The organism is Paraburkholderia fynbosensis, from assembly GCF_902859935.1.
GTDB classification, from domain to species: Bacteria; Pseudomonadota; Gammaproteobacteria; order Burkholderiales; family Burkholderiaceae; genus Paraburkholderia; species Paraburkholderia fynbosensis.
This window is the reverse complement of the sequence record NZ_CADIKI010000084.1, coordinates 1-698: the sequence shown is the minus strand read 5'-3', so window position 1 is coordinate 698 and position 698 is coordinate 1. Positions and strand designations below refer to the sequence as shown.

The following is a 698-nucleotide window of genomic DNA, read 5'->3' as shown; positions in this document are numbered from 1 at the left end:
GCGATCCCGTTCTTCGGCGTCAATGAGCATTACAACTACGGCGGCATCTACACGTCGATCCCGCTCGCGACTCAAGCTGCAACACTGTCCGACCTGGGTCTGACCGCGAACCGGCAGGACATTCACAGCTACGATCAGATCGATGCCGTGGCCAATACGGTCATTCCAGGCATGGGCTCGAAGATCACGATCATGCCGATGATCGATGCCTATCCATGGGATGATCCGTCGCTCAACGGCAAGACGCCGACAGAGGCGAGCGCTTACGCATATGCCTACTCGATGGCGGCTTATGCTGCGACCAAGCTCAAAGGCGTACCGGTGGTGGAATTCGGCAACGAGTACGACAACGATGGCGATACACCGGTGGCCAATGACGGCGCCAATGTCTCCGACTACGACAACAACACGTGGCCAATCTGGCGCGGCGCGCTGCGTGGCTCGTACGACGGCTGGCGTTCGGTTGACACTGCAGGCTCGACAAAAATTATCGCCACCGCGTCTGTGGGCTTCCTCCATCTGGGCTGGTACAAAGGCATGCTGACAGGCGTCCAGCCGGACGGCACGACCGGACACCCGGTGGTGAAGACCGACATCATTCAGTTGCATTGGTACTCTGACGGTGGTGATCCTGAGAACACGTGGGGCGTGACGGGCACGAACTACAACGTTCTGAAGTCCTTGCACGATGCATACAA

At 58.5% G+C, this 698-nt stretch carries 1 pseudogene; it reads left to right on the top strand.

What is annotated here, in order from left to right:
- Positions 1 to 698 (top strand): annotated as a pseudogene (locus HV770_RS38105) (beta-glucosidase); the annotation flags it as partial.